This is a genomic window from Corynebacterium lipophiloflavum DSM 44291 (assembly GCF_000159635.1).
Classification (GTDB): Bacteria; Actinomycetota; Actinomycetes; order Mycobacteriales; family Mycobacteriaceae; genus Corynebacterium; species Corynebacterium lipophiloflavum.
This window is the reverse complement of sequence record NZ_GG667195.1, coordinates 95,326-103,066: the sequence shown is the minus strand read 5'-3', so window position 1 is coordinate 103,066 and position 7,741 is coordinate 95,326. Positions and strand designations below refer to the sequence as shown.

The window sequence follows — 7,741 nt, the reverse complement described above, 5'->3', positions numbered from 1 at the left end:
GCACCGACTAGGGTGCCGTCGACGACGCCGGGGGGCGCGTTGACGGCGTCGACGACCACGTCCGCCCCCACCTCGCGGGCGAGGTCACTGAGACTGTCGCCGCCGCGGCCCAGCAGGTCGGTACGCACCCGGCCCTCGTCGATCGCGCGGACGAGGTCACGGGCCGTCTCGGGCGGCGGGCCGAACGCAACCCGCTCGAGGATGCGAGTGAGCCGGTAGAACCGCTCCCCGCCCAGGCTCTCCCGCCCGCCGAAGGACGCGCGCTCGATCACCTGCGGGTAAAGGGTGCGGAACGTGTAGCCCACCGCAAGCGCCGCCGTCCACGGCCGCGACCCCTCAGCGGCCGCGAGGGAGGCGTGCAGCTCCGCGACCGCGTCCCCGGTGAAATCCGTGCCTGTGAGAACTGCGTTGACCTCCTCGAGGCCGCCGTCCCCGCCCTGGGCCTCGAGCACGCTTAACGACGCCTCGGCGACGGCCCCCACGAACTCCTCGTAGGAGCCGGAGGAAAGGATGGCGTCGGCGAAGCCTCGTAAAGCGGGCTCGAGCGCCTTCTCGTCGGCCGGGTACGCCTTGACCTCCATGAACCGCCCGGAGCGGGAGACGGGGTAGAACGCCTTCGCCGGGGCGTAGCGGGTGACGTCGATGAACGTCAGCGCCGCGCCGCGCACGAGCACGGTGTCCGCGGGCGAGATCGCATCCAGGTTGTGGTGGGGGTAGGCGGGGATCGCGCCGTCGACCGGGGCCGCGGGGGCGTGCCCGGTGCACACCAGCACCTCGTCGAACACCGTGCCGTCGACCTCGAAACCGGCCCCGTGCGCGTCTAGGTCGCGCACCTCGACTTCGCGGAATGTCACCGCGCAGCCCCGCGGTGTGTTGTTTTCCAGCGCTCGCCAGGACGCGGCCAGGAACTCACCGACCTCACGGCGCGGCGGGAAGGAGTCGTTCGCGCCGCGCCACGCGTTGAAGGAGCCGAGGCGGGACTCGATCGCCGTGGCGGGCACGTTGAGCAGCCACTGCCCCGGCCCGGCGGGCTGGAACGCGCCCGTGGCGCTCGCGCTGCCCAGCGGCCCGTCGTTGAACACCGTCAGGTCGATGCGTGCCCCGCGCTGGCGGGCGCGCTCGAAGAGTTCCTCCGCCGCCCACAGGCCGCGCGGCCCGGCCCCGATGATTGCTACCTTCACCCGATGTTCCTTTCGACCCATTCGTCGTTGTAGACCGTGTCCAGGTACGCGCGGCCGTCGTCGTGGAAGACGGCCACGATCTCCGCGCCCGGGTTCTTTGCCACCAGCTTATCGACGCCCCACGCCACCGCGCCGCCGGAGGCCCCCGGCATGAAACCGGTGGTCAGCGCCGTTGCCCGCGCGGCCGCGACCGCGTCGCGCGCGCTCACCCGGATCACCTCGTCGGGGACGACCTGGGTGGATAGCTCGGTGACCATCCCGGCGCCGTAGCCGGGCAGGACGCGGTCGCCACGCGCGCCACTGAACAGGACGGAGCCCTCGGCGTCGACCGCCACGACGCGGGTGGGCAGGTTGTGCTCCCGGATGTGGGCCAGGCACCCGCCAACGGTGCCGGTCGTGCTGACCGCCACCGCGAGGATGTCCGGCGCGTGCCCGAGCTGCTCCGCTATTTCACGCATCGTGCCCTCGCTGTGGGCGGTGAACGCCGCCCGGTTCGAGTACTGGTCCAGGTTGACGGCGCCGAGCTCGGTGACAATCTCCGCCACCCGCGCGCGGCGAGCCGTGAGCCAGTCCCCTGTTTCGGGGTCCGGCCGCTCGACCTCATGGATTGTGGCCCCGAGCGCGCGCATATGTGCCAGGGTCGCGGCGTTCGTGCGCGTGTCGACGACACAGTGGAACCGCCACCCCCCAATGACGGCCTCGCGCGCAAGCGCCACGCCGAGGTTGCCCGAGCTCGACTCCACGACCACACTGCCGGGACCAATGACCCCGCGCTCCATCGCGTCGCGCACAAGCGCCCTTGCGGTGCGGTCCTTCGCGCTGCCGCCGGGGTTGAAAGACTCCAGCTTGCCCCACACAGTTGCGCCTGCATTGGGGAGACGGATGAGGGGTGTGCTTCCGACCGCGGAGAGCAGGCCAAGATTCTCGCTCTTTTCCATGAGAAGCATCTTATGCGTTTCCTATCGCCCCCGCGATTAGCGCCTACAATTCTAAGGCATGGAAAACACTTCCGACAACCGATTCGACAACGGCATGGAGGTGCGCCGCGCAGTGATGAGCGACGCGTACGTCGACAACGCCATCGCCAGCACGACCGGCACCGACAGTGAGGCGCTGCAGAACCACGTCACCGCCACCGTGTGGGGCTCGGTGTGGACGCGCGAGGGGCTCAGCCGCCGCGACCGCAGCCTGCTCAACATCGGGATGCTCGTTGCCCTGCGCGCCAACGAGGAGCTGCGCGGCCATGTGCGTGGCGCTCTCACCAACGGCCTGACCCGCGAGGAAATCACCGAGGCGATCATCCAGGCCAGCGGCTACTGCGGGGCGCCCGCCGCGCTGTCCGCCATGAAAGTGGCCCAGGAGGTGCTCGACGCCGAGCTCGGTCCCAAGAGCTAATCCACGCCCAGCACGCCGCGCACCCTGACGCGCACGGCACCGCCGACCCAGAGCGTCTCGCCGTCATCGTCAAGCTCGATCCTGCCGGCGCGGCCCAGGTATCCAGAGCTTGACTCGGCCACGATTTGGACCGATCCGAGCACACGCTTTCTCCCTGCACGCTTGCGCCTCCCACACATGGAGGCGACGGTGCGGTGCGTTTCCCTAATTCCCCGCTCCGGGGTATGCTCGCCCCGTGAGAAAAAGCGGGCAGATCCTTGGACGAGACCTACGTCGCCTGTTGCGCGTTCCCCGAGCCTTCATCATCATCGTCGGCGTGCTCATCACCCCCGCACTTTACGCGTGGTTCAACATCAACGCCTTCTGGGAGCCCTACGACCACACCCAGAACATCCGCATCGCGGTGGTCAACAACGACCGCGGTGCCTCAACTGATCTCGTCGGCGAGGTCGACGTCGGCGAACAAATCGCCGAGCAACTCCGCGACAACGACAAAATAGGTTGGGTGTTCCTCCCCGAGGACGAGGCCCGTGACGGTCTGATGCGGGGCGACTACTACGCCATGTTCCTCATCCCGCCCGAGTTCAGTGAGGACTTGCTGAGCCTGGTCAGCGGGACCTACACCCAGCCCGTGCTGGAATATTACGTTAACGAGAAGAGCAACGGCGTCGCCCCCTCCATCACCGACGCCGGCGCCTCGGCCGTCGACGCCGCGGTGTCCTCGGCGTTCAAGCAGAAGGTCGGAGAGGCCGCGGCGACCGAGCTCCGCGAAACGGGCCTCACGCTGCGCGACAACGCAGACGAGGTACGCGGAAGGGCCGCCGGAAGCTTCGCTGACATCGCTGCCGCCCTCGACGCCGCGCAGCTACGAATCAGCACGATGAAGCAGAGCGTCTCAGGCGCTCGGCCAGTCGTTGGCGAGCTGAGCGCCCTCGTCGAATCCGTCGACGACACCCTCGGGTCGGTCGACTCGTCCCTCGGCGAGGCCGAGGGGATCATCGCCGAGCTGCAGAGCTCCGCCGCCGGGTTCACCGCGGACACCTCCACTGCGCTTGTTGAATCCACCAACGCGCTCAGCCTCGGCGCCGCCTCCGCCAACTCCACCATCGCGGGCGCTACGGATCAGCTCGGCACCGCTCAGGGGCGCGTCCGCTCGGCCATCAGCGAGGTAGACGGGGTGGTCGAACAGGGCGAGTCCGCCACCGCTCAACTGCGCGCCCTATCAGGCAGCGCGGCCCTGTCACCCGAGATCCGCGCCCAGCTCGATTCCGCGGCCAGCGCGTTGGAAGAGCGCACTACCGCCTCCCGTACGGTCCTCGACGGCCTGAACGAGGTAGACCGCAGTACGGGTGCGGTGCTGGCGTCGATTAGCGAGCTCGGCACCTCCCTTGAGGACGCAACCTCAGAGGCCAACGCCGCTGCACGCGCTGCGAGCCAGCAGATTGGGGAGTCCGTGCCCGCGCTCAACGCTTCGCTCGCCCAGGCGTCCGGCAGCGTTGCCTCCGCGCGCGGCGCGCTGAACAGCCAGCGCGCCTTGCGTGATGAGACGATATCGCTGCTTGCAGGGGTGGACAATCAGCTCGCGGCCAGCCTTGGCATCCTCGACGACGTCTCGGGCAATCTCGGCACGCTCGCCGACGGCGCCCGCTCCGCCCAGTCCGACATCAACGCCCTCCTGGCCACCTCCGACTCGGGGGCCCTCAACACTGTCACGAACCTCAACCCCGCGAAGATCGGCGAGTACATCTCCTCGCCCGTCACCGTCGAGCAGCAGGCCGTCTTCCCCACCGAGAACTACGGCAGCTCCATGGCCTCCTTCTTCACGAACCTGGCCCTGTGGATCGGCGCGTTTATGCTGACGATCATCTTCCGCGTCGAGGTCGACACCGAGGGCTTCCGCCGCCTCACCGTCGGCCAGGCCTACCTCGGCCGCTTCCTCCTCTTCGCCACGCTCTCGGTGCTCCAGGCCGTCGTGGTGACGCTCGGCAACGCAGCCTTCGGAGTGCAGATGCAGTCTTTTACCGCCTTCCTCGCCACCGCGATCGTTACTGGCGTGGCGTACACAGGAATCATCTACTCCATCGTCTCCGCGCTCGGCCACATCGGCCGCGGCATCGCCGTGTTCCTCGTCGTCATCCAGATTCCGGGTGCATCCGGGCTCTACCCCATCGAGCTGATGCCCGGCTTTTTCCGCCGAATCTACCCGTTCCTCCCCTTCCGGTACGGCATCGACGCAATGCGCGAAACCATCGCCGGATTTTACGGATACCACTACTTCCGTTTCATGGCGACGCTTCTCGCCATGTCCGCCGTGGCCTTCGCCTTGGGATGGTTGTTCCGCCTCACATCCTCACACGCAAACCTCTTGTTCAACCGCCAGCTCGCGCGCACCAATTTGATTACCAACGAGAAGGTCGAGGTCATGGGCTCGCCCTACCGCGCGTCCGACATCATGGCCGCACTGTCTGATCGCGAAGAGTTCCGTGGGGTTGTCGAGAAGCGGGCGCGGATGCTCAGGGAAAACTACCGCACCCTCATCTTCGGCGGGATCGGCGCGGGCGTTCTCGGCATCGCGATCATCACCCTGCTGACAATGCTTCTTCCTACCGACAAGACCATCATGCTCGCCATCGTGGTGGGCTGGTCCCTGCTGGTCATCCTGTACCTCGGCGCGGTTGAGTACTTCACCCAGAGCCTCGTCGACGCCGAACAGGTCTCCCTTCTCGGTGAGGCCGAGCTGCGCGACGCCGTGATCCACCGCCACGACTCCGCCGGCACGAGTGTCACCATCCGGCCCACCGGCGGGGAAAGCGAGGCCACCCAATGAGAACCGTCTTCTCCATCGCCTACAACGACCTGCGCCGTCTCTACACCAACGTCATGGCGGGCATCGTCATGGTCGGCCTCATCGCCATTCCCTGTCTCTTCGCGTGGTTCAACGTGCTGGCTACGTGGGACCCCTTCCACGATACGGAGCGCCTCCAGGTGGCGGTGGCCAACACCGACGAAGGACACACGAGCGACCTCACCCCGCTGTCCGTCAACGTTGGCGACATGGTGCTCTCCCAGCTTTACCGCGATAAATCGATGGACTGGGTGATCACCGACGCCGACGACGCCATTGAGGGTGCGAAGTCAGGCGAGTACTACGCCGCGATCGTCCTTCCGCCCACATTGAGCGACGACATGTTCACCTTCTACGCCGGCAACTCCGAGCCCAGCCGGATCGACCTCTACGTCAACGAGAAAAAGAACCCCATTTCCCCGCTGCTCGTCTCGAGCGGGGCGCAGGGCGTCAGCGCCCAAATTAGCGCGTCGTTTACCAGGGCGCTGGCCGAGGTGTCCTTCGGGCTAATCGAAACAGCCTCGGACTTCTTCAACGAGGCGGAGACCCAGCAGGCGCTCGACTCCATCGAGAAGCGCACCGCCAGCGCCCGCGACCAGCTCCTCTCCATCGCCGACACCGTCGATGCTCTCGCCTCCCTCACCGAGTCGAGCGTGCCGCTCGTCGACAGCGCCGAGCGGATTTCCGCGGCGCTGGGCGACTCCCTCGACCAAGTGCGCCCCGTCGACCTCGGGGCCACCGGGGCGGGCCTCGGCGGAGACGGCGCGGCGCTTGCGGCGGCGCTGGGGGCGACGTCGGAAAGCTTTGCCGCCGTAAGCGACCGCGTCGACCAGCTGATGGCGGACTCTTCCGCCACCTCCCAGGCCACCGCCGCGAGCCTGACGGACATCGCCGCGCGCGTCGATGTCCAGGTGAAGCAGTACACGGCCCTGCGCGACACCATCAACGGCCAAGTCGCCCCAGCGCTACCCCCCGACGCCCAGCCGGGGGCGCGCGCGGTGGTCGGCCACCTCGACGACGCCATCGCCCGCCAGACGGCCGTGCGCGACCGGCTCAACGACGCAGCCGCGCGCCTCGCCGCCGGGCAGGGTGGACGCGGCAGGGACAATGCCGAGCGCCAGGCAATCAAGGACTCCATCGCTCAGGCCCGCGAGGCGATGGACTCGGCCCGGGCGTCCTACGACACGGGGCTCCGCCCCCGCCTCGAGGCGCTGTCGAGTTCGCTGGACGACGTCCGCGCAGACGTCGACAAGGTCCGCTCGGACATGGACAACGTCTCCTCCGCCCTGGCCAACCGACCAGGTTCGCTGCGCGACACCCTGGCGGCCTCAGGCGACAACCTGCGGGACACCGCCGACTCGTTGCGCTCCAACGCGGCGACGATGCAGGAAGCGCAGCAGTCAATTGCCAAGGCGCGCTCCGACGGCGACCTGACACAGTTGGCCGACCTCGTCTCCCGGCACCCGGAGCAGCTGGCCGACGCCCTTGTCGACCCTGTCAAGGTGGAGCGTAAGGGTGTTTTCCCACGCGTCAGCTTCGGCGCCGGCATGGCCCCGCTCTACACTGTGCTCGCCCTGTGGGTGGGCGCCCTGCTGACGTCGCTGGCCGTGCGCACCGACGACAGCTCCATCGAACAGAACGTGGTCGTCCCCAGCCAACTCACAGCGGCCCAAAAGTACCTCGGCCGCTACCTCACCTTCGTCACCACCGGGCTAGCCCAGTCCACCCTTCTGATGGCGGGGCTCATCCTGTATGTCGGGATCGAGCCCGCGCATCCGTTCCTCCTCTTGGTGGCGGGATGGGTCTCGAGCCTGGTGTTCCACCTCATCTGCTATACGTTGGTGGTTTCTCTGAGCAATACCGGCAAGGCCATCGGTGTGCTCATTCTCGTGCTTCAGGTGTCGGCGGCGGGCGGCGCCTATCCGCTGCAGCTGCTGCCGGGCTGGGTGCAGGGGATTAGCCCGTGGCTTCCCGCGACCTACTCAATCCGAGCGATGCGCGCCGCCATCTTCGGCACGTATGGCTGGGATTTCTGGCGTGCCCTCGGCATCCTCGTACTTTTCTCGCTGCCCTTCCTTGCCCTCGGCCTCTGGCTGCGCCACCGGCTGAGCCACGCGATCAGCCGCATGGACAAGGCGGTCGCGCAGACCAAGGTGATGATGACCTAGGCACCCGCGTGCTCGCCGCCCCTTCAAATCGTCGTGTGGTGGGCTGCTTTTCGGAGAGCATGCGATCGGCTGTGTTCGACCGGAACGCGACCACGGGGGGTTAAGGGTCAAAAAGTGTGTCCGGAATCGCCGATTTTCGGTGGTTGACCTGT

General features: G+C 67.6%; 6 protein-coding genes. 3 read left to right on the top strand and 3 right to left on the bottom strand.

Annotation, left to right across the window (positions count from 1 at the left end):
- Window positions 1–1,181, bottom strand: a 1,181-nt coding sequence (locus HMPREF0298_RS09110) for an FAD/NAD(P)-binding protein (protein ID WP_006840882.1), incomplete at its 3' end; no start/stop codon positions are given.
- Window positions 1,178–2,128 carry a pyridoxal-phosphate dependent enzyme gene (locus HMPREF0298_RS09105; protein ID WP_006840881.1) on the bottom strand — a complete coding sequence of 317 codons (951 nt, stop codon included), beginning with the start codon at window positions 2,126–2,128 and terminating at the stop codon, window positions 1,178–1,180. The genes HMPREF0298_RS09110 and HMPREF0298_RS09105, both read right to left, overlap by 4 nt.
- A 49-nt stretch (window positions 2,129–2,177) precedes the next feature.
- On the opposite strand from HMPREF0298_RS09105, the gene HMPREF0298_RS09100 reads away from it, so the two are divergent.
- Entirely contained in the window at window positions 2,178–2,576 is a 399-nt protein-coding gene (locus HMPREF0298_RS09100) for a carboxymuconolactone decarboxylase family protein (protein WP_006840880.1), read from the top strand.
- Here HMPREF0298_RS09100 and HMPREF0298_RS12275 read toward each other — a convergent pair.
- Window positions 2,573–2,719, bottom strand: a complete 147-nt coding sequence (locus HMPREF0298_RS12275) for a hypothetical protein (RefSeq protein ID WP_006840879.1) — start codon at window positions 2,717–2,719, stop codon at window positions 2,573–2,575. The two genes, HMPREF0298_RS09100 and HMPREF0298_RS12275, sit on opposite strands and share 4 nt — an antisense overlap.
- Before the next feature lie 92 nt (window positions 2,720–2,811).
- Between HMPREF0298_RS12275 and HMPREF0298_RS09095 the strand changes: the two genes are divergently transcribed.
- Together HMPREF0298_RS09095 and HMPREF0298_RS09090 are read left to right on the top strand one after the other, a co-directional pair.
- Window positions 2,812–5,403 (top strand): YhgE/Pip domain-containing protein, encoded by a 2,592-nt coding sequence (locus tag HMPREF0298_RS09095; RefSeq protein WP_083789557.1) that lies wholly within the window; start codon window positions 2,812–2,814, stop codon window positions 5,401–5,403.
- Window positions 5,400–7,589 (top strand): YhgE/Pip domain-containing protein, encoded by a 2,190-nt coding sequence (locus HMPREF0298_RS09090; protein ID WP_006840877.1) that lies wholly within the window; start codon window positions 5,400–5,402, stop codon window positions 7,587–7,589. Before HMPREF0298_RS09095 ends, HMPREF0298_RS09090 begins: the two co-directional genes overlap by 4 nt.
- Window positions 7,590–7,741: the final 152 nt, after the last annotated feature.

Excerpts from the sequence above, each read along its gene's own strand:
- HMPREF0298_RS09090 (WP_006840877.1), top strand. The coding sequence starts at position 5,400 with ATGAGAACCGTCTTCTCCATCGCCTACAACGACCTGCGCCGTCTCTAC.
- HMPREF0298_RS09105 (WP_006840881.1), bottom strand. The coding sequence starts at position 2,128 with ATGCTTCTCATGGAAAAGAGCGAGAATCTTGGCCTGCTCTCCGCGGTC.
- HMPREF0298_RS09100 (WP_006840880.1), top strand. The coding sequence starts at position 2,178 with ATGGAAAACACTTCCGACAACCGATTCGACAACGGCATGGAGGTGCGC.